This is a genomic window from Psychrobacter sp. T6-4 (genome assembly GCF_052258425.1).
Taxonomy (GTDB): domain Bacteria; phylum Pseudomonadota; class Gammaproteobacteria; order Pseudomonadales; family Moraxellaceae; genus Psychrobacter.
The window spans coordinates 25,015-47,692 of record NZ_JBQQEZ010000018.1; the positions used below are offsets into that span (position 1 = coordinate 25,015).

The 22,678-nt window shown below is 44.5% G+C and carries 20 protein-coding genes; 3 read left to right on the plus strand and 17 right to left on the minus strand.

All coding sequences use genetic code 11. The annotated features are described in order from the left end of the window. Nucleotides 1–36: 36 nt before the first annotated feature. The 9 genes from ACTXGE_RS11655 to ACTXGE_RS11695 all read right to left on the minus strand — a co-directional run bounded on the left by ACTXGE_RS11655 (nt 37) and on the right by ACTXGE_RS11695 (nt 10,354). Nucleotides 37–843, minus strand: coding sequence for a YfgM family protein (locus ACTXGE_RS11655; protein WP_317199948.1), 807 nt, complete (start codon nt 841–843; stop codon nt 37–39). Between the two features lie 87 nt (nt 844–930). After that, on the minus strand, nt 931–2,211 hold the full coding sequence (gene hisS / locus ACTXGE_RS11660) for a histidine--tRNA ligase (protein ID WP_443541425.1): 1,281 nt from the start codon (nt 2,209–2,211) through the stop codon (nt 931–933). A 91-nt stretch (nt 2,212–2,302) separates the two neighbouring features. Further along, a complete protein-coding gene (ispG, locus tag ACTXGE_RS11665) occupies nt 2,303–3,418 on the minus strand; it encodes a flavodoxin-dependent (E)-4-hydroxy-3-methylbut-2-enyl-diphosphate synthase (RefSeq protein WP_435950573.1) in 1,116 nt (371 codons plus the stop codon). 73 nt (nt 3,419–3,491) lie between these two features. Beyond that, entirely contained in the window at nt 3,492–4,307 is an 816-nt protein-coding gene (locus ACTXGE_RS11670) for a helix-turn-helix domain-containing protein (protein ID WP_317199945.1), read from the minus strand. After that, nucleotides 4,304–5,230 carry a type IV pilus biogenesis/stability protein PilW gene (pilW, locus tag ACTXGE_RS11675; protein ID WP_443560313.1) on the minus strand — a complete coding sequence of 309 codons (927 nt, stop codon included), beginning with the start codon at nt 5,228–5,230 and terminating at the stop codon, nt 4,304–4,306. The genes ACTXGE_RS11670 and pilW overlap by 4 nt, the downstream gene beginning before the upstream one ends. A gap of 193 nt (nt 5,231–5,423) precedes the next feature. Further along, complete coding sequence (gene rlmN, locus ACTXGE_RS11680) at nt 5,424–6,659, minus strand: dual-specificity RNA methyltransferase RlmN (protein WP_443541423.1); 1,236 nt, start codon at nt 6,657–6,659, stop codon at nt 5,424–5,426. A 281-nt stretch (nt 6,660–6,940) separates the two neighbouring features. After that, nucleotides 6,941–7,372: a nucleoside-diphosphate kinase gene (gene ndk, locus ACTXGE_RS11685; protein ID WP_435950565.1), complete on the minus strand. Its 432-nt coding sequence runs from the start codon at nt 7,370–7,372 to the stop codon at nt 6,941–6,943. A gap of 254 nt (nt 7,373–7,626) precedes the next feature. Beyond that, the gene (locus ACTXGE_RS11690; RefSeq protein ID WP_435950564.1) at nt 7,627–8,916 is read right to left on the minus strand and encodes an adenylosuccinate synthase; all 1,290 of its coding nucleotides are present in this window, start codon (nt 8,914–8,916) and stop codon (nt 7,627–7,629) included. A 163-nt stretch (nt 8,917–9,079) separates the two neighbouring features. Continuing rightward, entirely contained in the window at nt 9,080–10,354 is a 1,275-nt protein-coding gene (locus tag ACTXGE_RS11695; protein WP_435950563.1) for an ATP phosphoribosyltransferase regulatory subunit, read from the minus strand. A 452-nt stretch (nt 10,355–10,806) separates the two neighbouring features. On the opposite strand from ACTXGE_RS11695, the gene ACTXGE_RS11700 reads away from it, so the two are divergent. Together ACTXGE_RS11700 and corA are read left to right on the plus strand one after the other, a co-directional pair. Then, nucleotides 10,807–11,196, plus strand: coding sequence for a DUF2237 family protein (locus ACTXGE_RS11700; protein WP_317199939.1), 390 nt, complete (start codon nt 10,807–10,809; stop codon nt 11,194–11,196). An 18-nt stretch (nt 11,197–11,214) separates the two neighbouring features. After that, on the plus strand, nt 11,215–12,417 hold the full coding sequence (gene corA, locus ACTXGE_RS11705) for a magnesium/cobalt transporter CorA (RefSeq protein ID WP_443541422.1): 1,203 nt from the start codon (nt 11,215–11,217) through the stop codon (nt 12,415–12,417). A gap of 62 nt (nt 12,418–12,479) precedes the next feature. Here corA and ACTXGE_RS11710 read toward each other — a convergent pair whose 3' ends face one another. From ACTXGE_RS11710 to ACTXGE_RS11735, 6 genes are all read right to left on the minus strand, one after another. Continuing rightward, nucleotides 12,480–12,998, minus strand: coding sequence for a phosphate-starvation-inducible protein PsiE (locus ACTXGE_RS11710; protein ID WP_443541421.1), 519 nt, complete (start codon nt 12,996–12,998; stop codon nt 12,480–12,482). A 103-nt stretch (nt 12,999–13,101) separates the two neighbouring features. Then, nucleotides 13,102–13,998 (minus strand): bifunctional methylenetetrahydrofolate dehydrogenase/methenyltetrahydrofolate cyclohydrolase FolD, encoded by an 897-nt coding sequence (gene folD, locus ACTXGE_RS11715; RefSeq protein ID WP_443541420.1) that lies wholly within the window; start codon nt 13,996–13,998, stop codon nt 13,102–13,104. Nucleotides 13,999–14,199: 201 nt separating this feature from the next. After that, nucleotides 14,200–16,026: an amidohydrolase gene (locus tag ACTXGE_RS11720; RefSeq protein WP_443541419.1), complete on the minus strand. Its 1,827-nt coding sequence runs from the start codon at nt 16,024–16,026 to the stop codon at nt 14,200–14,202. A 166-nt stretch (nt 16,027–16,192) separates the two neighbouring features. Continuing rightward, the gene (locus ACTXGE_RS11725) at nt 16,193–16,927 is read right to left on the minus strand and encodes a YidX family protein (RefSeq protein ID WP_443541418.1); all 735 of its coding nucleotides are present in this window, start codon (nt 16,925–16,927) and stop codon (nt 16,193–16,195) included. Between the two features lie 176 nt (nt 16,928–17,103). Continuing rightward, nucleotides 17,104–18,003: an SMP-30/gluconolactonase/LRE family protein gene (locus ACTXGE_RS11730; RefSeq protein WP_443541417.1), complete on the minus strand. Its 900-nt coding sequence runs from the start codon at nt 18,001–18,003 to the stop codon at nt 17,104–17,106. A gap of 570 nt (nt 18,004–18,573) precedes the next feature. Next, nucleotides 18,574–19,185: a DedA family protein gene (locus tag ACTXGE_RS11735; RefSeq protein ID WP_435950548.1), complete on the minus strand. Its 612-nt coding sequence runs from the start codon at nt 19,183–19,185 to the stop codon at nt 18,574–18,576. Nucleotides 19,186–19,454: 269 nt separating this feature from the next. Between ACTXGE_RS11735 and ACTXGE_RS11740 the strand changes: the two genes are divergently transcribed. After that, complete coding sequence (locus ACTXGE_RS11740; RefSeq protein ID WP_435950546.1) at nt 19,455–20,960, plus strand: phosphatase PAP2/dual specificity phosphatase family protein; 1,506 nt, start codon at nt 19,455–19,457, stop codon at nt 20,958–20,960. Here the strand turns inward: ACTXGE_RS11740 and ACTXGE_RS11745 are convergent. Together ACTXGE_RS11745 and ACTXGE_RS11750 are read right to left on the minus strand one after the other, a co-directional pair. Further along, on the minus strand, nt 20,957–21,430 hold the full coding sequence (locus tag ACTXGE_RS11745) for a hemerythrin domain-containing protein (protein WP_443541416.1): 474 nt from the start codon (nt 21,428–21,430) through the stop codon (nt 20,957–20,959). The two genes, ACTXGE_RS11740 and ACTXGE_RS11745, sit on opposite strands and share 4 nt — an antisense overlap. Nucleotides 21,431–21,624: 194 nt before the next feature. Next, the gene (locus tag ACTXGE_RS11750; RefSeq protein ID WP_443541415.1) at nt 21,625–22,626 is read right to left on the minus strand and encodes a D-cysteine desulfhydrase family protein; all 1,002 of its coding nucleotides are present in this window, start codon (nt 22,624–22,626) and stop codon (nt 21,625–21,627) included. Nucleotides 22,627–22,678: the final 52 nt, after the last annotated feature.

The window sequence follows — 22,678 nt, forward strand, 5'->3', positions numbered from 1 at the left end:
CTACGAGTAAATGATAAATAAGTATGCAATATAAAATTATTGTGCTGTCTCTATTGCTACGCTTTGAGCTTCAGAAGAAGCAGGTTCGACACTGATTGCCTGCGGCGCAGCACTCGAGGCTTGAACCAGACTCGCCTGCTCAGTGATAGGATCAGGTACCACACCCAAACTCTCCATTTTCAGTGCTAATACTGCACGAATTTCCTTACGCTCTCGTAACAACTCCCAAGCATTATTGTAGGCTTGAATCGCTTCATCTTGCTTGTTTTGTGCCAAGTAGATATCCCCTAACAACTCTTGCTGACTGGCTTCAAACGAGATTGGGAACTCGTTATTAGCGGCAGACAAGGCGCTATCGGCATCACCCATAGCAAGTAGGGTTTCGGCATAACGCAATTGAGTGATCGCCTTTAGACCTGCGTCACCCAAATCAATAGCCAATGCCTTTTGTAGCGTCTCGCTAGCACCTTTAAAGTCATCGTTGTCAGCTTGCGTACGCGCCTTTATCATCAGCGCTTGCCAAGCATAAACAGAGTCGCCATGAGTTTGCACTAAAGTGTCAATGTTTTGATTAAGCTGAGTGCGACTATCTGCAATCGCGGCCAAAGCATCCGCCTCCAAGTCAGGATTTTGCGACGCCAAATTAACCTCTTCATTGAGCCTTTGAATATCAGCGTACTGATCTGCGGCAACGGTATCTACGCGCGCATGATTATTCTGCCAGTACGTCCAGCCAAAATAGCCTGCCAATGCGAGCAAAATCACAGTGATAATATTGCCACCATACTTTTGCAAAGCCTGCATTGAGTTATCGGTATTTGGTGAATTAGGGTTCAATGCCATGATCATCTGCCTACTAAATTATTAAAAAAGTATCGCGGTACAAATGCAGCTTTACTATCGTCTTTACTATCGTCTTTACTATCGTCGCTAAATCGAAAAATTATCCGTACTCGATAACCACTGCTGCTCGACCGTCTGCTGCTCGCCTGTTTGCATATTTTTGATGCTAATGGTCTGCTCATCAAGCTCTTGCTGCGCGATAATGACGGTCAATCTAGCACCCGATTTATCCGCTTTTTTCATTTGTGCTTTTAGGCTCGTTGCCCCGCCCATTTTTATGCGCAAGTCCGCTCTATCATAGCGCAGATTTTGTGCAAAACGTACGCCTGCGCTATAGACATCAGGGTGCGCAACCACAAAGACATCACATGCAGCGACGTCATCAAAAGGTGCGACTGCTTCTATTAATAAAAGCAGACGCTCCAGACCCATAGCGAAACCAACACCAGGCTCAGACTTAGCAGGTTTGTCAGTATCCATAGATTTTAGCTGACCGATTAACCCATCATAACGCCCGCCTGCGCACACCGTCGCCTGACTACCAAGCTTATCAGTCACCCATTCAAAGACGGTTTTGTTGTAGTAGTCAAGGCCCCGTACCAAATGCGGGTTAATCTCGTACTCAATGCCCAACTCATCTAAATAAGCTTTGACTTGTTCAAAGTGAGCTGTGCTTTCATCACCCAAAAAGTCAGCAAGCTTTGGTGCATCCGCTAAGAGAGCCTGCGTGCTCGCCTCTTTACTATCCAATATCCGTAGTGGATTGGTACTCAATCGGCGCTTGCTATCTTCGTCAAGCTGATCTTGCTTATCAGTCAAATAGCTAACCAGCGCATCACGATAAGCATGGCGCTCATCACTCTCGCCTAAACTATTAAGTTGCAGCTGCATCTCGTCTTTGAGACCCAGCATTTGCCACATAAGATAAGTAATGGCGATCAGCTCAGCATCGGCATCAGGTAACGCACTACCAAAGCTCTCGACACCGAGCTGATGAAACTGACGATAGCGGCCTTTTTGCGGACGCTCATAACGAAACATGGGCCCTATGTACCACAATTTGGGTGCATCGCCGCGCAATAGATTATGCTCGATGACCGCGCGTACCGCTCCTGCCGTACCTTCTGGGCGCAAGGTAAGCGGCGTTGGTGGCTCAGACTTATCAATAAAGCTATACATCTCTTTTTCGACGATATCGGTTGCGCCGCCTATCGCTCTTGCAAACAGATCTGTCTGCTCAACGATAGGCAAACGGATATGTTCATAACCATATCTAGCGAGTACTTCTGCTAGTATTTTCTCTAAACGTAGCCATTTTGCCGCTTGTTCTGGCAAGATATCGTTAAACCCTTTGATCGCTTTTATCATGGTGCCTTTATATCCCTAAGAATCACTTGTACTTTATCATTATTATTTAGTGCTAGACTATTTAGTGCTAGTTTTTAAGCTACTCGACTGCTTATCCGACTCTGATAATCTCATTTTCGCGTGCTTTGGCAAGCTTATCAGCATGCTCACGCACCATCGTTTCGATTTCATCAACTAAGTTGGTGGTATCAATCAGATGACTCTTCTCGCCCATGCGGTAGACCAAAGATTTGGGCGCTGCACCCACAATTCCTATATCCGCCTCTTTAGCTTCACCTGGGCCGTTAACCTTGCAGCCTATAACCGATAAATTCATCGGCTCGCGTATATCCTCTAAACGCGACTCAAGGGCAGTCATGACTCTAATCACATCAAACTCTTGGCGCGAGCAGCTTGGACAAGCAATAAAGTTAACGCCATTTGAGCGAATATTAAGGGACTTTAGAATATCAAAACCTATTTTAATTTCTTCTTCAGGCTCTGCGGCGAGCGATATACGAATCGTATCGCCAATACCATCAAGTAGTAAACCGCCTAATGCAATAGCTGACTTGACCGCGCCAGTACGATAGACGCCCGCTTCAGTCACGCCCAAATGCAGCGGATTATCAATCTGCGCAGATATCAGGCGATACGCATCCATCGTCAAAAATACATTACTGGCTTTGACTGAGACTTTGTATTGATCAAAGTTTAGACGATCTAAGATATCGATATGACGCATGGCCGACTCAAGCATCGCCTCCCCAGTCGGCTCGGTGTATTTGCGCTGAATGTCTTTTTCGAGCGAGCCTGCGTTGACACCAATACGAATCGGAATATTATGATGACGAGCACAAGCGACTACTTCACGTACCTTGGCATCGCTACCGATATTACCTGGGTTAATACGCAAGCAATCAGCGCCCGCCTCTGCTACTGCTAAAGCAATTTTATGATCAAAATGTACGTCGGCAATTAGCGGCACACTAACTAATTTGCGAATCTTGCCAAAGGCTTCGACCGTATCCATCGTCGGCGTCGATACGCGCATCATATCAGCCCCAGCCTCAACGCAGCGCTCAATCTGAGCAACGGTAGCTGCAACATCGCAGGTGTCAGTATTGGTCATACTTTGTACACTAATAGGCGCGTCGCCACCGATTGCCACATCGCCAACATAGATTTTTTTGGTTTGACGACGGTTAATAGGTGTAGGCATAGACATATAAACATCCTTTATTTAAAAATCGCAATCGATTGATACCGCTAAGCTTGGCGTTTTATTTAAGCTTATAAGCTTATGGATTTAAGATGAAGCTGGCTTGGTCGCCCGCTGCATACTCATCCATAGCAACTGGCTCTTGATTAAACGTCATGCTGACACCAGCGGTATCACTGATATTGACGTTCAAAGGCGGCGCGCCTAAAAGCTCATAAGTACCCGCAGTCTGATCACCTGTCATAAGGCTACTGCCTGCAGCGTCTGTAATATTGACGACGACGGGATCGGTAATACTGACCACAAGTGGCAAGCGAGCATTAGTCGTAGGCTCACCTAAATTAAGCGCCGATCCTGAAGCGCCAACCGTATCTTGGTTATCGATTGCAGCGCCTTGAGTCTGCTCAGCAACTGAGATGTCCTCTGATAGCGGCGTTGGCTCTTGAGCGTTATCGCTGGTAGCATTGCTCACCATACGATACAAGAATATCGCTAGGATAATTAGAGCAATCACAGCGATAACAAGCATAGGATTAAAACGGATACGATTGTGCGTATCGCGCTGCAAAGTACCCATAGGTCTAAGTGGCGAGTCGATATTGTTGATCGAGTGCTGTTTGAGCTCGTTAGGGTAAGCGGCATCAAAGCTATCTGCGACTTTGATTGGATCCAAATCTAAGAACTTAGCATAATTAATCGCAAAACCACGCGCAAAAGCAACTTGCGGCAAATCAGAGAAGTTCTCATTCTCCAATGCTTGCAGGTGACGCTTTAATATAAATAGCTCGCTAGCAGCCTCGTCTAAACTGATCTGCTTTGATGCTCGCGCCTGCTGCAACATAGCACCGAATGATCCCTGAGCGCCAGATGATTGATGTGATGAAGGGGTGGTCATTTCCATGGAGCCTCTGGGTTATTAAGCCAATTCTTAAGTTGTTTTGCTTCATCGCTGAGTGGATAAGCGGATAGAAGTTGCTGCGCTAACTGCTGGCGCGTTGATATCTGGTTTTGTGCGTCAGCAAGTTTGATGCCTTGAAGCATAAGTCGTGGACTTACGCCTTGCCCTTGCACCAATATTAAAGTTTCATCATAGAGTCGTTGTGCTTGCTGTACGCGCTGCTGCTCAAGGAGCAGATCAACCAGCTCGATATGGGCAATAATACTACTACGGTTACCGTCTAGTGCGCGCAAAAATGCTTTTGCTGCAGCTGGATTATCATTGAGCTGAAGGTAGGTGCGCCCCAAATTTTCAAGCGCGCCGATCCGGCCTTCGTAACCGAGAGTCGCGCCTGCAATCTCAAACTGCTCAGCGGCTTCCTTATAGCGATCCATCTGTGATAAATAAACACCGTAGTTGTTACGCGCCTGCACAAAATCAGGATCTAAGGTGATCGCCTTTTTAAAATACTGATCCGCCTTTTGCAAATTTATGCGGCTGCCTTCTTGCTGTAACAAAACGCCCATCATATCATAGGCAGGCGCGTACCTGCTATCGGCAGCAAAAGCTTTTTCGAGTTGTCGCTGCGCGGTATCCAGCTCATTTTTTCGGATATATTGCGCAGCAAGCGTGGTACGAACGCGCGCTACTTCCTGCTTATCGACACTACGATTATCGCTTGCCTGCGTTGTGGTCTGATAACGCGTACCACCGAGCAAGTCTGTATTTTGACTGCTCTGACATCCTGCCACAGATAAGAGAACGACACTTGCCGTCACTAGTTTATAAGTCGCAAAGCTTTGTCTACAGTGTGTACTTTTATGAGTTAAAAAAGAGCATTTGGGCTGATATAAGTATTTAAGCATCATTAAAGCTACCATTAAACGATTATTCAAAACAGGTTTTTCACCTTAGTTATCGCGTACAGCTCAGGCACTCTAACGCGATAAGATCTTTGGTGATTGTCAACACTGTGAAACGGTGCAGCATCAGTTTAATAGATTTGCAGTCTATAAGTACAATTTACTTTGCCAAGTGAATATTATACTGCCATAAAAAGACAACTTACTAGCCTCAGTTCTCTTCTCTATCTTTAATACTTTGTTGCCACGCCGCTGAGCGCCGAGTACGATCAGCCACCTGTCCGACCAATTGACCACAAGCGGCGTCAATATCATCGCCACGCGTCTGACGTATAGTACAGACAAAACCAGCTTCGCTTAAAATATTGCTAAAGGCATGAATGCGATTATTACTTGATTTGTCGTAATTGGCATGTGGGAACGGATTAAACGGAATCAGATTTATTTTACTAGGCAGATCACCCAGTAAAGCGACTAATTCCCGCGCGTGCTCATTACTATCGTTGACACCATCTAACATCACATACTCTATCGTCACATGTTTTTTGTGGCGCGGATTGACCTCATAGACATAGTTGCGAGCAGCGGCCATCAATTGCTCAAGCGGGTACTTTTTATTAATAGGTACCAGCTCATTACGTAGCTCGTCATTTGGCGCATGCAGGGATATAGCGAGCGCCACATCGATATCTTGCGCCAGCTCATACATCTTGGGCACCACGCCTGACGTTGATAAGGTCACGCGGCGCTTGGATAAGCCATAGCCATGATCACTGAGCATCAGCTCCATAGAGCTAACCACAGGGGTGTAGTTGAGGAGCGGCTCGCCCATGCCCATCATCACCACGTTAGTGACGTTGTTCTCCCACAAACTATGATCGACATGCTCTAAGCTGTCATTGTCATCAGTCATATAAGAGGCATTAGCGACCCACAACTGACCTAATATCTCAGCGGCACTCAAATCACGCTCGAAGCCTTGTTTGCCGGTGCTACAAAAACTACAATCCAGCGCGCAGCCCACTTGTGAGGATATACATAAGGTTTTGCGGCCGTTTTCTTTACTGTCATCTGCCGGTATCAATACGGTTTCAACCAAAGAGCCGCCTGTGACTTCAAACACCCATTTACGCGTGCCATCGTTACTATACTGACGATGAATTACCTTTGGCGGTGTCACGCAGGCATTTTGTGATAATTTATCACGTAAGGATTTACTTAGATTGGTCATCTGATCGAAGTCAGTGACACCGTGCTGATAGATCCATTTAATGACTTGGGTGGCGCGAAACGGCTTCTCGCCTATACTCTTGAAGTACTCGGCCAGTTGCGCTTGCGTCATACCAAGTAGATTGGTCTTGGCTTTTGCTTCGTCTACTAGCTTGATACTTGTAGTCTTGGCAGGGACATGCTGAGTCGGCGCTTGAATGGTTTGAATCGTTGACATAATAAATACCTTTTTTGCACCCACTCATAAGCGGCGCAAGTATTGAGATGCAAGTATATAAATCATCATGCTAGAAATGCGGCATAAGCAATCCGTTATGAGCGTGCTTTTTGTATTGAATAATAGAACATGCTGATAAGGGATTGATAACGCTATGTAAATACAGATGATGAGGCAAATGGTCGCTAATTTCAACAACAAAGCGCTAAAACGGCTTATACCCATAAGATATAAGCCGTTTAAATATTCTATATCGCTTTAGTGGTTACCAGCGATACAAATTAACGGGTACGCGCACAGACTTCATCATCGTTGAAGAAGTAGCTGATTTCACGTTTGGCAGATTCTGCTGAATCTGAACCGTGAACGGCGTTTTCATCGATGCTGCTAGCAAAATCAGCACGGATAGTGCCTTTTTCCGCGTCTTTTGGGTTGGTTGCGCCCATGATTTCACGATGACGAGCGATAGCGTTTTCGCCTTCTAGTACTGATACGAGTACTGGACCTGACATCATGAATGATTTTAGATCGTTATAAAATGGACGCTCAGCGTGCTCAGCGTAAAAGCCGCCTGCTTTTTCGTCATCTAATTGCATCATTTTTGCGGCAACGATTTTTAGGCCCGCGTCTTCAAAGCGGCTATAGATTGCGCCGATATGATTGCCGCCAACCGCGTCAGGTTTAATAATAGATAAAGTACGTTCGTTAGCCATGTGTAGCTCCTAATAAAATGTGAATAAAAAGGGTAAATATCTGTGATCACTATGACGTTTAGGCATACTAATGCGTATATCTGCGCCTAAACGTGTGATTGCTGCCTATTATAATGATTGACGCTATAAATGATAGGGATAATTTATAATTGTCCCTTAGTAAAAGATAACTATAGACCCAAAAACAAAAAGTCCCAATACTTATTGAGACCTTTTAAATCAAAGCTATTTATTTACTGTCAGCAAAATATCAATTAAGCATCATACGGATCGCGCAGTACGATAGTCTCTTCGCGGTCAGGACCCGTTGAGATAATATCGATAGGACAATCGATGAGTGCTTCGATACGCTTGATGTAGATTTTGGCATTTTCTGGCAGATCATCATAGTTAGTGATACCGACTGTTGACTCGCTCCAACCTTGCAAGGTTTCGTACTTTGGCGTCACAGACTCATAAAACTCGGCATCATGAGCGCCTGCGCATTCAGTCTCTGGCAGATTGTAACCCACACCGATCATCAGCTCTTCTAAACCGTCTAATACATCAAGCTTAGTCAAGCAGATACCTGACAATGAGTTTAATACCACAGCGCGGCGCAGGGCTTCGGCGTCGAACCAACCACAGCGACGCGCACGTCCCGTCGTCGCACCAAACTCATGACCAACGCGGGCAAGATGCGCGCCCACATCATCAAACAGCTCCGTTGGAAACGGACCGCTACCGACGCGGGTGGTATAGGCCTTTGTGATACCTAAAACATAATCTAAGTATAAAGGACCGATACCCGTACCCGTAGAGACGCCGCCTGCGGTAACACTAGAGCTGGTGACAAACGGATAAGTGCCATGATCGATATCGAGTAGCGTGCCTTGCGCGCCTTCAAACATCAAATTCTTGCCCGCTAAACGCAACTGATTCAAATCTTCAGTGACATCAGTGACCATGCCTTTGATTTCCTCGCGCCACTCTTGGCACAGCTTGAGCGTCTCATCAAAGTCAATAGCATCGACTTTATAGTACTGCGTCAACTGAAAGTTATGATACTCAATAAGGTTACGTAGTTTTTCTTCTAGATCATCACGGAACAGATCAGCAAGCTTGATTGCACGGCGAGCGACTTTGTCTTCATAGGCAGGACCAATACCGCGACCTGTCGTACCGATTTTGCCACTGCCGCGGCGAGCTTCACGAGCTTGATCAAGTGCCACATGATACGGCATGATAAGTGGGCAATTGGGCGAGATACGCAAACGCTCGCGTACCGGAACATCGTTAGCCTCAAGCTCCCTCATCTCTTTGAGCAAAGCGTCAGGCGCTAGCACCACGCCATTACCAATAAAGCAAGTCACGCCCTCACGTAGGATACCTGATGGAATCAGATGCAAAATAGTCGTTTTTCCGTCGACCACTAAGGTGTGACCTGCGTTATGACCGCCCTGAAAACGTGCAACGGCAGTGGCTTTTTCAGTCAGCAAATCAACGATTTTGCCTTTGCCTTCATCGCCCCATTGGCTACCCAAAACTACGACATTCTTACCCATGATAAATCCTTACGCTACTGTATTGAGTACTCGTTTTAAACCAGCTTACTCTCAAACTTATCAGCTTACCTTTGGTAGTACTGATACATCTGATAATTGCGCTACTATAAAACGGTACGAGTGTATTTAATAAACTTTTGGTGCCGTTATAAATGCTATATGTTTAAACAGCGATCAATTGCCAGTCATTATTATGCAGTGTGAGTCGATGCGTCATGCCCTGCGGACTATCTTGCTCATTTAACGGCATAGTCACGCGATTGCCCTGCTCACGTAGCTGTACTATTTTTTGCTGTAGCGCCTGTTTCTGACTCGCGTCAGCATTACTGCTCGCTTGGTAATCTACAAGGACAACGGTGGCATCATCTAGTTTGACATGAGCTAGCAGGCGACTGACATCCATACTAAACCCTGTCGCCGCGCGCTTAAGCTCGTTCAATAGAGGCTCGTTCGATAATTGACTACCGCTCATCCCATCAAATCGTCCGCCGCGCACTAAAGGCTGGGTCTCGCTATTGATATAACCGTTAAAGACGATGCCTGTATGATAGTGATAGCCTGAGAGCTCAGTAATATCGATACTCACATCGCATCGCCATTTATCCTGTAGATGGCTTGTAAGCAGTTGTAGCTCATCGATCGCGCTAGCAATTTGTTTGTCTTGCTTGGCATCATCTGATAGCTTTGCCAATAGCTGCTCGGTATCGTGTCCATTGCGTGCTAGGACATAAAAATCTGTGCCCATCGGCAGGGACTGGCAGACTCGTTTAAGCTCTGGCAAGTTCTTGTTGGCATAGAGATACATGAGCTGCTCAGTATCATTATCTGATAATTCAGCTAGCTCGCTTAGACGCTTAAAGATAGCCACATGACCTAAGTCAATGTGCAAATTAGCGCTCATTTTTAGCGCCGTTATCATCGTCATCAGCACATCTATCAGCTCGATATCGGCGTCAATAGCATGACAGCCAAAAATCTCAGCGCCTAATTGCAGCGGCGTACGCGAGCCAAACAAGCCCGATGGCAACGTATGAATAACGTCGCCTGCATAACAGTAGCGAGCGATTGCTCTGCCGCCGTGATGAGCATCAATACGCAAAATCTGCGGAGTGATATCCGCGCGCACCCCCATCAAACGCCCAGTCAGCTGATCGATAATCTTAAACGTTTGCCTTTTTAGATCCTCTGAGGCGTCTCTTAGCAGAGACTCAGTAAACTCAATTATCGGCGGATTAACCAGCTGATAGCCATGGGTGATGAGCTGCTGGATCAATTGATGACGCAGGATTTCTTGCTTTTGCGCATCATCAAATAAGACGTCAACGACGCCATCAGGCAGTAGCCAATGATTGGCTGTTTCTCCTGCAAATTGGCTAAGGTGAGCACTGCTTAGAGTCGGCAGAGCATTAGATTGAGCAGAATCAGAACTAGCAGGCACAATGAATCCTTGTTTGGTATATCGCTTACCAAAAACGCAGTATGATAAAAGGTGACGATCAAATAAAAGTTTTTAGCACACAACACTATCTGCCTAATGATACTAAAATTATTAATACCAAAACTAGGTCATACCTAAACGGTGGCAATAGAGATTATTGAGAGGCTAAAATAGATAATCAAAATGCTTTTTACTGGTTATATAACCAAGTACCTGTTCTTAATACTTTGCTATTTAAGCACTTTGCGCCTAAGTTTAGCATAGCGACTAGAGTTCGCCTAGCCATAATTAACGCCAATAACGACTGATTATTTATATTCTTTCGCCTGCGGCGCTAATGCCTGCTGGCTTAAGCTTTACCATTGGCAGTCAACCTAGATATAAAATCTGCCATGGCAGCAAGATAGACTCATGGTACACTAGCGCTTACTTATCATTTATCTGGAAATCTTATGTCGATTGACCACCATCCAAGTCCCGATATCAACCAAACCAACGTATTAGGCACCGCTCTTGCTAGCTGCTGCTTTGATCCTATTACTGGCTACTACCGTAATGGATTTTGTCACACAGGTCACTTTGATGTCGGTCAGCATACTGTCTGCGCCAAGATGACTAGTGAATTTTTGAGCTTTTCAGCCGATCGTGGCAATGATTTGATCACCCCGTTACCTGAGTATAATTTTGCTGGTCTCAAACCTGGTGACTACTGGTGTATCTGCGCGCTGCGCTGGGTTGAGGCGCTCGATTTTGATATTGCTCCGCAAATCAAACTAGAGGCTTGTCATGAGAGCTTACTGACCTTAGTCGATATCGATACGCTAAAACGCTTCGCTCTTTAGTTTAGGCATGGATAAGAGATGATGGATAACGACGATCTTGCGGTAAAAACCAATACCCATATTACCCCTGATACCAACCTCAAACATATCTACTCAGGTCAGCCTTATATCGCTGATTATGACAGCTATATCTATGGCGACGCTGATAGCACGCTTGCAGATACTATCGAGACCATGACGGTTTATGATCCAGATTCTGAGCGCTATGAAGATATAGAATATACCAGCATTGATGAAGTCGTCAGCTGCTATTCCTACTCACGTAAAACAGGTGAAAAGATCACTCAAGTGGCACTCAACGATGTCAGCCGCGCTCTAAGTAATAGCGGTCAGTTTATCTGGCTCGGTCTTTATGATCCCAGCCTTGAGACCATGATAAAGGTACAAGACGCCTTTGGACTCCATGAACTGGCGATTGAGGATGCTTTTGCCGATCATCAGCGCGCTAAGGTTGAGAACTATGATAATGACATGGTGTTCGTCGTTCTGCGTACTGCCAAGTTAGAGGACAATGTTATTCGCTATGGCACCACTGCGATATTTATGGGCAAAAACTATCTGATTACCATTCGTAATGGCCCCTCAAATTCCTACGCGCCTGTGCGCGAGCACTGCCATCGTCGCCCTGAGAAGTTGCGTATGGGGCCTATCTTTGTTTTGCACGCCATTCTCGATTTTATCGTCGATAACTATATGCCTATCACCGATCGCTTAGGGCAGTATCTGCGCGAGCAAGAGCGCTATGTCTTTACCTATGAGTTTAATAAGAGCACATTAAAAAACCTCTATGAGCTCAAATCACAACTAGTGCATATGCGCGCTATTATCTTGCCCGTACAAGACATCTGCAGCTTTTTTATCAATCACAAAAAGAGCGAGCTGGTCTCAGGCTTCTCACAAGCAGCTAAACCCTACTTTCGTGATGTGAACGACCATCTGTTACATTCTTTAGACGCCATTAATGGTCTCAATGAGATGCTCAGCGTGGTGATGAATACCTATATGGCCATGGTCAACATGGGACAGAACGAAGTGGTGCGTAAGCTGGCAGCTTGGGCGGGTATCTTGGCGGTACCAACGGCTATTGCGGGTATCTATGGCATGAACTTTGACTTTATGCCAGAGCTACATTGGAAGTACTCTTATCTGGTCATCATGGGACTTATCCTTGCACTGTGTAGTTATCTGTACTACAACTTTAAAAGGTTAAAATGGTTATAGAGCATTATATAACACAGCACTACCTACTATAGCTTAGCCAGCTGTATAATTTTTAGAAGCCCTTATTTATGATCAGATTTCGGCTCGTTATTTGAATTTTGAGCATTTTGCGGCAGTAGTGTTTTTAGTGTTGTATCTGTATGTTGGCGCTGAATATTATCCTCTGGTCGACCAAACGTTTTTGCCGTCCACGTTAGAACGACAATAGACGCGCTCAACGCCAAGATAGCTATAGAGATGGTTGCCAGTAGCCATAGATGAAAGTAATCCGATACAGCCTGCACATCAACTACTAAGTGTCGTGATAAAGCGGTAATCGCAATGAATATCAAAAACTGAACAGGCAGACGATGGGTTTTAAAATAAATACCGATCATAGCGAGCAGCTCAAGATAGATAAATAGCATTAAAATATCTTTCAAAGCCGCTGAACCTTTTTGAACAATATAAATAAACTCTTTGCCTGCAGTCCAGATGACTACCACACTGATCAAAAACAATATAATGTAATGCGCAACATCTAAAAATTCTCTGCCGATACTTTGTAGTCGCTTATGAATATCTACATCTCTTTTAGTCATTTCAGATTCTACCTACTGGTAATGATAGTTTAAGTGAGTACATTCTCAAACGTTTTAGGTACTGGCGATCAGTGTAGAAATGCTCAGCGAAAATTTAATACGTTTACACTTTGAGTGCCAACCCTGCTGATTTTTCAGCGGCCTCTACTGTTTGGCGAATAAGGGTATTGATAGTCATCGGTCCAACGCCGCCTGGTACTGGCGTGTAAGCACTGGCTATTTCTGCTATCCCTTGCATTTGAATATCTCCAACGCCGCCGTCATCTGTTGGATGAAAGCCTGCATCAATAACGACCGCGCCTGCTTTTATCCATTCTGATTTGATTAGCTCAGGTACGCCTACTGCACCGACGATGATATCAGCGCGCTGTACATGAGCGGCCAAATCCTGCGTTCTAGAATGACAAATCGTCACCGTACAATTGGCATTTAATAACATCATCGCCATCGGCTTACCTAAGATGGGGCTACGACCTACGACCACTGCTTCGCGACCTGCCAGCTCAATATTATAATGCGCGAGCAAATGCATGATGCCTTGGGGCGTACACGAGCCGTAAGCAGGCTGCTGCATGCTCATACGACCAAAGCCCAAACTGGTCACGCCATCGACATCTTTTGCTAGTGCGATCTGCTCAAAACAGGCACGCTCATCGATATGCTCAGGCACTGGATGCTGAAGCAAAATACCGTGGACATCAGCGTTGTTATTAAGCTCATCAATCTTTGCCATCAGCTGCTCAGTCGTCGTCTCACTTGGCATCTCAACACGGATAGAGTCCATACCGACACGCTTACAAGCATTGCCTTTCATACGGACATAGGTGGCAGAAGCAGGATCAGCACCGACTAATATCGTCGCAAGGCTTGGCGTGCGTCCTGTCTTGGCTTTGATCGCTGCAACGCGGGTCTGTAATTGCTGCTCTATCTCTTTGGCAAGGGCTTTGCCGTCCAAAACAGTAGCAGAGTGAGCGGTTGACGACGCTTGAGCAAGTGACATGATAACTCCAATAAAAAAGCGAAAAAATAAGGACAGCGCGCGTAAGTATCTTACATGCCTGTCCTTTGCTTAATAAGTCTCTGTGTATATCTAGTATTGTACCTGCCTACGCGCCAAAATCCTAGAGCGTGTTGAATGGTTAATACCAATACAAAAAAACGGCCTAATAATAGACCGATTCTTTATCGCAATTTCAATAATTTACTTGGCGTTTTGATATCCGCCGTAATATTTTACCGGAGACCAGCTTGGAATCACAGGCGCTAGTGTTGGCGCAAGCTTACTGTATTTACCGGCGCCATATACCACGTCACCGCCGACGACAGTGAGATCAGCTTCGATAGTTTTGATTTTCTCATCGGGAACACTAAAGTAATCATCAGACAATAGTGCAAAGTCAGCATACATACCCGGCTCAAGCGTACCTTTTACCGTCTCCTCGTTTGAGAACCAAGCGCTGCCTTTGGTATACACCTCTAGTGCATCGGCTCTAGAGAGCACATTGTCTTTGCCATATAGCGGCGTGCCGCCAACGGTTTTGCCTGTCGTCATCCAGTACAGCGCAATCCAAGGATTGTAGCTTGAAACCCGCGTACCGTCAGTACCTGCCCCAAGTGGAATACCCATATCAAATATCTTTTTGAATGGTGGCGAAGTACTAGCAGCCTCAGCGCCGTAACGATCTAAGAAATACTCGCCTGCATAGGCCATGCGATCTTGTATCGATATGCCGCCGCCTAGACGTTTGATTTCTTTAAGCGTTTCATCATTGACAGTTTCGGCATGATCAATTGCCCAGCGCATCTCATTGCGAATTTTGCCATTGTTCTCGCGGTCAATCTCATCAACCAAATCGACGATAAGGGCGGTGTTCTCGCCATAGGTCGAATGCTGTCTAAATGACCAGCCCTCGTTGACATGCATCTGAATAATCTCTTTGGTTTGCTTGCGCCAGCCTTCGTTATTTTTGATCAAAGGCTTAGGAGATAAAAAATTCTCAAAGTCGCCTGCCGCCCATGTCATGTACTCACCGCCACCCTTTAGCTCGTAGCCGTGTTCAAGATCGCTATCTTCATTGACATCTGCGGTATTGTTCGCCATCCATTTCTCAAAAGCGGCGCGCTCCTCGCCTGCCTTTTGCGGGAATAGATAGTAGGAGACACGTAAAGATGACTCTCCTGCTTCTGCGAGTGTCTTTGCCGCTTCGTAATCTTCAGGATAAGTATGACCGCCACCACCTGCATCAATAGCACTGGTCAGACCAAAACGATTAAGCTCACGGTTAAAGTGCTTGGTTGAGTTGATCTTTTCTTGATTAGATAAAGGCGGCAGTTTACCGATGACTTGGTACAAGATCATGGCGTTAGGCTCTGCTAGCAATACGCCAGTCAGCTTGCCGTTTTTATCTTTTTCATAGCGGCTTTGATTGTTAGGCGGTTTGGTATTTTCATCGATACCCAAGGCGTCAAGGCCCGCTTGATTGAGCCAGCCACGACTGTAGAGATACAATACGAAAGTTGGCGTGTCACCTGTCGCCTCATTGATCTCCTCAATGGTCGGCATACGCTTTTCTTCAAACTGATAAGGGGACCAGCCGCCAATAACCCGTACCCACTGTCCTTCAGGCGTCCGATCCGCCTGCTCTTTTAGCATGCGCAAAGCTTCTTTGAGTGATGTAACCCCATCCCAGCGCAGCTCTGAATTATAAAAGCGCCCACCTCGCGTAACATGCAAATGCGAGTCATTAAGTCCTGGTATCACCGTTTTGCCATCAGCATTGATGACTTGAGTATCACCATCACGCAGACGCAATATATCTTTGTCACTGCCCGTACGCAGTACTTTGCCATCTTTTATCGCTATGGCTTGAGCGATACTTCTTTTGTCATCCATTACCGCAACTTTGGCATTAGTCACGATCATATCTGCTGCTAGTGCCGTAGGCGTACTCACACTTGTAGGTGGATTTTGTACGGCGCAAGCGCTCAACACGCTCGCCGCGCCCGCTAGTAAAATCAGATTTTTCATTATTAAGTCTCCCTTTTATTAAGAATTACCTTATGACCCATCATAATTTATCATAAAAACTTAATAATTACACCATTAGGTTAACTTTAATTAAACAAAAAAATACCGCCTTTCTTTAGATTAGAAAGACGGTGTTTGCTTGTACAAACGGCTTAGAGTAAAAAATTTATATACTATCTAACAGCTGTATTGGAAAAGTCACCACATCAAAGGCCAGCGCAAAAGGCAATAACACTAGCTTACCAGCCGTACTCGTACCGCCTGAATTGACTTGGGTTTGCTTAGTTTGACCATAAAAGGTCACAGTATAGGGTTTGCTCAAAGCACGGTACTGCGATTGAATCATGCTCAAATTGCTCACTTGTGGGTAGATAGCACCTTTGACTGGTACGGTAAAACAAAAGCGCTGGGCATTGATACGCGTATCACTGGCAGAGGTACAATCTTGTCCGCCGTTTTGCAAAAAGAATTGATAATCACTGCGGGCAAACTCGTCCTTTAATTTGGCATAAGACAGCTTCATTTGACCTTGAAAGTAGCCATCATTATTTGGTACGGTAAAGCTCATATCGTTTTCGACTTGGATATTTTTTGGGGTCAGATTGGTCAGCAGATTGACCATTTCAGTTCCACCTTGGGTTAGCACGTAGCTGTTCTTTTCACCAACGATGACCATCGTCGCATTTGGCGTTTTAGGCAGTATTTGCGCAGGACGCCCAAAAGCGATGATTTGGTCTTGCGATAGCAGGGTCTTGACAGAGCGCTCGCTCACTGTATTGTTATCTTGCAACAAAGAATCGGTCGCGCAGCCTGAGCTGGCTAGTAGCGCAACTACTGATGCACCCAGCATCGTTGACTTTAGGATGAGTTTGCCAGATAAAGGGAGTGTATTTGTAGCCATGATAAGACGTCCTTGTAGGTGATGACTCTATATAATATAGCTCATATTGCTTTATATTTAGGGATAAAACAAGATATTTGCTTGCCCTTTGACACTCTCTAAAAGAGCTCTTCTTAAAACAAAAAAAGCAACCACATTGCTGTCGTTGCTTCTTAATTCAATGATAAAAGTTTATTTTAGGGTGTCCCATCGTGAGCGACTGCAACTCGCGTAGATAACATGCGCCCTTTGGTTTCAGCCTTGCGCGACTCCTCATTCCAGTCGAGCGCTGCACACATAAATAGCGTTTTGCCATCAGCTCCGCCAAGCATGACTGCAAAGATGCCTTCAGGGGCCGTCTCGACAACCTCTAGTATCTCCCCGCCCTCTTTGATACGTGCAACGCGATGATTGAGAGTATCGGCAATCCAAACCGCGCCTTCTTGATCTAAGGTCAAACCATCGGGTAGAATCTGAGCGCGCTCAACACGCTTAGATAGATCTGGCTCATCACCAAGCTCGCCAAAGTTTGCAAAGTCTCGTCTTGGTCCTAAGGTGCCATCATCATACACCTCAAATTGCGAGATTCTATTGCCAAACATCTCGTTGACGATCAAGGTCTTTTCATCTGCTGAGATGACCATACCATTTGGAAAGCATAACCCTTCGGCGACTACTTGTGAGCTACCATCAGGTCTAACCAGCACTAACCCTGTTTCTTTAAAGTCCTCACCGCCTGTTAAATCAAACCCAAAATCACCAATATAAGCATTACCATTTAGCGCAACCACCATATCGTTGGCATGTCCGCCGCAATGCTTAGAGATATCCGCATGAACGACTAGCTCGCCATCGTCTTCTAAACGTAGTATCTTTCGATCTTTCATGGAGACCACTAACATACGACCATCAGGTAACCAGCCTAAGCCTGAGGGTTGTTCTTCAACATGGACGATCTTTTCAGCGTCGCCAGCATCATTGATACGGTACACGCCTTTAGTATAAAAATCGACGAACCACAAGGCATCTTGGTACCAGCGCGGTCCTTCTAAATAATGGAAGTCATCTACTACCACATTTAACTCGTAATTTGACATTGTCATCATTCCTAATTTTTAAACTCGTATTTAAAGTGTTGGTTTAAAATAACGACTGCTGCGCGCAACATAATTTTTGAACTAGTCGTAAGGCAAGTTAAATATCGATGACAATATCTTGGTTTAATATTCATATCCATAATGACAGCTGCCGACGATGTGTCGTATTGCTGAGCTAAAGTGATAAGCTTTTGGTTCATACTGTCAGCTTTAGTCATGATATGACCGTTGGTATAGAATTTTAGACCTGTCACTCCATTCATCCTTGATTTTTGTAGACAGGTTATTTATAACATATTTTTTATTGATGTAAACGTAAGCAATTATGATACCAACTTTCATACAAGATGATTGACAACAGTGCTTTCACCATATTTTGGCGTCTTTTAGAATCAATTAAACTGCTCTCAAGCTATATATAATCATGTATTAAGATTTAATATTTAAATAAATTCATATATAACATCCGTTTATACGAATAATAAATACGTTTACAAAAAACTTTTTTATTTATAGTTATCAATAAGTTAAGAGCAATAATTAAAAACATTTGTCAGGATATTATTATCATTATTGGTCATTTAAACGTCGTTTAATCACCAGTCCAATGATCACAATCACTATTGCGATACCTATTATCTTAGAATAAGGGGCAAGTACGCCTTCAATAACCTCATAGTTTTGACCCAGGTAATAGCCTGCTAAAGTTAATACCGTTGTCCAAATACTTGATCCCAATGCTGTTAATGCTAAAAATGGCACTATTGCCATTTTATTCATACCTGCAGGTATAGATATAAGTGAGCGCACTCCTGGCACCATCCGCCCAAAAAATACCGCCATTTTGCCATGACGATCAAACCAGTCATTAGCGGACATCACATCTTGCGCCTTTACGAATACAAATTTGCCGTACTTGTCGGTAAATGCTGCCAGACGCTCTTGATCAAATACTCGCCCTAAATAGTATAAAGGCAATGCGCCAAGTACCGCGCCAAGTGTCCCTGCCAAAATCACCAAGACTAGGCTAAGATCCCCTTTGGAGGCGGCAAAACCAGCCGCTGGCATGATGACCTCAGACGGTATCGGCGGAAAGACATTTTCGGCAAACATTGCAAAGATAATGCCAAAATAACCAAACTTGGCCATAATAGACAATACCCACTCGCTGATTTGACCCATAACGCCACCTTTTAATATCAGTTTTTTTCGTACTGCAATTATGTCGATATCAATTGCAATCTCGAATAGTAGTTTTGTTTTGAGTGTCTTTAACTTGTAAAAATAACTATAGTTGATATCAAATAAATGAATACATTTAAAATAAATACGTTGAACATCGCAAGATTAGAATAATTTTGTCTAGCATGCTGTGCCTACGCTGCGTGATGCTGCAAAAACCATCCTAATCTTACGGTACCGTTTTTACATTGAACTGACCATAGGATGCTATGAGCCTAAACAAGGTACAGAAAAAAACGAGGCGACTCTCATTGACTATAGCTTTGGGGCTATTTGCGCTTTTGTATACGGTGACCAACTTTTATGCTCACACTTTATTTGACGATATTCAGCAGCACCTTACCTTTAGCCTAGTCCCCAAGACTATTTATGAGTTATCAGTGCCGCTTGATACGTTTATACCCTTTATACCTGTGATGATCGTGCCTTATAGCTGGTCGATTTTGTTGTTTTGCGCCAGTTTTTTTGTGGTAAAAACGCCTTGGCAATTATCTTTGCTTACGCGCCGATTGATTTTAGCAACTGTCTTAGGCTGCCTGATTTTTTACCTGTTTCCAGCAAGATTTAGTTTTGTGCGTCCTCTGCCTACTGATTGGACGCGCTTTGGCTATCAGTTTTTAGGCCTTACGGACAAGCCCTTTAATCAGCTGCCATCATTGCATGTCGCTTACGCGCTGGTGCTGGGCGCTACTCTATGGGAAGTTTATCGCTCCGTTATTTATCGAGCGCTACTGTTTGTAGTCTGTAGCCTCATCATCGTCTCTACTGTATTTACTTATCAGCACCACGTTTTAGATATCATTGGTGGCTGTTTACTCGCCGCATCTGTTATATGGCTTGCAAATAACCTTAGAAATAACCTCGTTTTAAAGTATGTAGCCGTTGCCGTATCGGGATTTATACTTCTATCTGTACTCGGTTATCTATTGAGTCGTCAGACAAATGAGTTTATTGAGATAATCTGCCTGCTATTAGCTGGGTATTGGCTTATGAGCTTCTTATCTTTAGCTTGGCTTTATCAGTATCCTAATCATGTTAAAAAATGGTTTAAAAAGGATAAGCAAGGTCGCTTGAATGCGCAAGCATGGGTAGCATTTGCACCCGTGTTAAGTGGTTATTATCTAATGTGGTATGTCGTGCAGCGCTATAGTGTTTATCCGCAAAAAGCCAAGCAGACGCCGCATCATTTATCAGAATATAAGTGTGTATATTCAGTTGCCAGCGCTAAAGTGTTCAATGTGCTAAGTCATAATCTCTATAGTGCCTTAGACAGCCAAGCTGTCGTAATCGTTGACTGCGCGGTAGAAGCCAATAGTCATTACTCACCTGCCAAAAAAGCATTGACTGATCATACCAATGCAAATTTATGTTACCTTTACTTTCCTATCTTAGATCTACAATCATTTGTAGACATTGATAGCGATGAGATGATTGAGCTATTTAAACAAATAAAAAAAATAGAAGCAGACAAAGCATTGGCAAGTGAGACAGGAGTTGTCATTCATTTTCATTGCATCATGGGATTTTCGCGTAGCATTGCGCTACAGGTGCTGTACTTAGTATATTGCCAAGTGTTGACGGTAGATAATTATAGGGACTGGATAGCTACAACTTATCCAAAAGCGCATGTCAGCGAGGATTATTTACCGCTATCAGTTGTTAAAAACATTTCTATTAAGACAGATCCTAGCCGTCATCACATCGTTGGAGTTTAGCGATTCTCATCTATACGTTTAACATTATCTGCGCTCGCGTCATAAATATTATCGAGCTGCTCATTATTTAAAAACTCTTGGGCAATAAGAAATAGCTCACGCTCTTTAAAACGCATGTGATCATACAATAAGTTGCCCAATTCCCTGACTTGTTTAGCCGTAACGGTATGCAGCTTTTGCCCGTTTGGGATATCAGTCATGAATGTACGCAAGGCGCGCTGCTGCTCATTAAGCGTAGCCAGTACGGCTGCTACCTTAGGGTTAGTATCCTTATAAGGCTGCAACGCCGCCTTGATTGAATGATCTGCACTCTCAAAATGACTTTGCATCTCGTTGAGATAAGTGGTCAAGTTTTGCCAATGTTTGTCAATATCTTGCGGCGTATCAAGACACTGTTTGGCATGACGAGACAAGTTAAGACCCAGATGATGCTGGCGAGATAGCGGTTGTAGTTGATCAGCGCGCTTCATAAAATGCTCTCTTAACTAAGTTCAATATCCACTATATAGTAAAGGCCGACTATAAGCTGAGATTTTAGACTTATTAAATAACAGGACTTTACTGATTCTAATTGAACAATTTATGCCTTTAGATATTAAAAAACCTCAAACCACGTTTGGTTTGAGGTAAGTCATCAAGCGTTGAATGAGTCGCTCGTTGTGAATTAACCCTTTTGTGCAGCGTCCAAATCATCTGAGTAAGCAAATAGCGCAGGCGCGCCGCCTGTATGCCAGAACAATACGCTATCGCTGGGTTTTATCTGATCTGTGCGTATCATATCAATGAGCCCGCCCATAGCACGGCCCGTGTACACAGGGTCTAACAAAATGCCCTCAATCTGCGCGGTCATCTCGATAGCTTCGTTCTCCAATGCGCCAACCACGCCATACCCTTCACCAACATAATCAGAGTTTAAGATTAAATCATTATCTGAAAAGCTAATATCAGCCTCTATTAACTTTGCTGTGCTATTGGCTAGATTAATAATGTGCTGATCAAAAGGGACTTTATCCATCTCCCCTTTATCGATGTTAATACCGATAATCTGACAGTCGCTACCAATCATTTTATTGCCTATCATGAGTCCTGCATGAGTCGCCCCAGAGCTTGAAGCAAAGACTATATGCGTCAAGGTCACATCCATACTTTGACGCTGCGCCTCCATCTCTTTAAATGCTTGTACAAAAGCAGTAGCGCCAAGCTCGTTCGAGCCACCATACGGGATAACGTAAGGTTTTTTACCCTCTGCCTTTAATTGATCAACGAGTGCAGGAATATCCTCGCCCTTGCGATTGGCGCCTGCCCAGTGGATATGACAGCCAAATATTTTATCGAGTAGCAAGTTACCGCCAGCCTGTTGTGGCTCTTTGCCGCCTAGTACCAAATGACACTCAAGACCTAAACTCGCCGCCGCTCCTGCCGTCTGACGACAGTGGTTGGACTGTGCGGCGCCCGCGGTAATCACCGTATCAGCGCCCTGCTTTAGAGCATCACCCATGATGTATTCAAGCTTGCGCGTTTTATTACCGCCGAGCGCCAATCCTGTATTGTCATCGCGTTTCATAAAGATTTTGGGACCGCCCAGCTTTTTACTTAGTCGAGTCAATTCGATCAGTGGCGTTGGAAAGTATCCTAGAGGCTGCCTAGCTATTGTATTGTCGTCCATGTCTTATCCATTATAAAAGTATTATTGAGTATGAGCTTACTAGATTAACACC

What these genes read in the sequence shown, in the direction of transcription:
- corA (WP_443541422.1), top strand. Translation starts at nt 11,215, where the DNA reads ATGATGGATAACGACGATCTTGCGGTAAAAACCAATACCCATATTACC.
- ACTXGE_RS11710 (WP_443541421.1), bottom strand. Translation starts at nt 12,998, where the DNA reads ATGACTAAAAGAGATGTAGATATTCATAAGCGACTACAAAGTATCGGC.
- rlmN (WP_443541423.1), bottom strand. Translation starts at nt 6,659, where the DNA reads ATGTCAACGATTCAAACCATTCAAGCGCCGACTCAGCATGTCCCTGCC.
- ACTXGE_RS11740 (WP_435950546.1), top strand. Translation starts at nt 19,455, where the DNA reads ATGAGCCTAAACAAGGTACAGAAAAAAACGAGGCGACTCTCATTGACT.
- ACTXGE_RS11725 (WP_443541418.1), bottom strand. Translation starts at nt 16,927, where the DNA reads ATGGCTACAAATACACTCCCTTTATCTGGCAAACTCATCCTAAAGTCA.
- ACTXGE_RS11700 (WP_317199939.1), top strand. Translation starts at nt 10,807, where the DNA reads ATGTCGATTGACCACCATCCAAGTCCCGATATCAACCAAACCAACGTA.
- ACTXGE_RS11730 (WP_443541417.1), bottom strand. Translation starts at nt 18,003, where the DNA reads ATGTCAAATTACGAGTTAAATGTGGTAGTAGATGACTTCCATTATTTA.
- ACTXGE_RS11720 (WP_443541419.1), bottom strand. Translation starts at nt 16,026, where the DNA reads ATGAAAAATCTGATTTTACTAGCGGGCGCGGCGAGCGTGTTGAGCGCT.
- ndk (WP_435950565.1), bottom strand. Translation starts at nt 7,372, where the DNA reads ATGGCTAACGAACGTACTTTATCTATTATTAAACCTGACGCGGTTGGC.
- ACTXGE_RS11750 (WP_443541415.1), bottom strand. Translation starts at nt 22,626, where the DNA reads ATGGACGACAATACAATAGCTAGGCAGCCTCTAGGATACTTTCCAACG.
- hisS (WP_443541425.1), bottom strand. Translation starts at nt 2,211, where the DNA reads ATGATAAAAGCGATCAAAGGGTTTAACGATATCTTGCCAGAACAAGCG.
- ACTXGE_RS11690 (WP_435950564.1), bottom strand. Translation starts at nt 8,916, where the DNA reads ATGGGTAAGAATGTCGTAGTTTTGGGTAGCCAATGGGGCGATGAAGGC.
- ACTXGE_RS11745 (WP_443541416.1), bottom strand. Translation starts at nt 21,430, where the DNA reads ATGAAGCGCGCTGATCAACTACAACCGCTATCTCGCCAGCATCATCTG.
- ACTXGE_RS11670 (WP_317199945.1), bottom strand. Translation starts at nt 4,307, where the DNA reads ATGACCACCCCTTCATCACATCAATCATCTGGCGCTCAGGGATCATTC.
- ACTXGE_RS11735 (WP_435950548.1), bottom strand. Translation starts at nt 19,185, where the DNA reads ATGGGTCAAATCAGCGAGTGGGTATTGTCTATTATGGCCAAGTTTGGT.
- folD (WP_443541420.1), bottom strand. Translation starts at nt 13,998, where the DNA reads ATGTCACTTGCTCAAGCGTCGTCAACCGCTCACTCTGCTACTGTTTTG.
- ispG (WP_435950573.1), bottom strand. Translation starts at nt 3,418, where the DNA reads ATGTCTATGCCTACACCTATTAACCGTCGTCAAACCAAAAAAATCTAT.
- pilW (WP_443560313.1), bottom strand. Translation starts at nt 5,230, where the DNA reads ATGGTAGCTTTAATGATGCTTAAATACTTATATCAGCCCAAATGCTCT.
- ACTXGE_RS11655 (WP_317199948.1), bottom strand. Translation starts at nt 843, where the DNA reads ATGGCATTGAACCCTAATTCACCAAATACCGATAACTCAATGCAGGCT.